The 277-nt window shown below is 53.4% G+C and carries 1 pseudogene; it reads right to left on the reverse strand.

The annotated features are described in order from the left end of the window. Positions 1–210: pseudogene (locus KNP68_RS15140) on the reverse strand (IS21 family transposase); the annotation flags it as partial. Positions 211–277: the final 67 nt, after the last annotated feature.

The raw sequence follows: 277 nt of genomic DNA on the forward strand, positions 1-277 counted from the left end.
CACCCCTTTCAGGATGTCGGTGTAGGCTTGGAGTGACCTCGTTGCGACCTGTATCCCGGATTTCTTCGGACGTTCGGTATCGGGTTTTGGATCACACCCATCGTCCGCGAGGATCGCAAGATAGTGGACCACGTCTCGGAAATCGTTGGCGCTGAACAGACTCTCTTGCGAACACTTTTCCAGTGCGTTCGTTAAGTGATTGGGATACATGGTCGCGACGTCCCTGATGATGTTGAACTGGTCACGTCGGTATCTCGGGTAACGCTTTGAGAGCTCA

Source organism: Exiguobacterium sp. s50 (genome assembly GCF_018618175.1).
Classification (GTDB): Bacteria; Bacillota; Bacilli; order Exiguobacteriales; family Exiguobacteriaceae; genus Exiguobacterium; species Exiguobacterium chiriqhucha.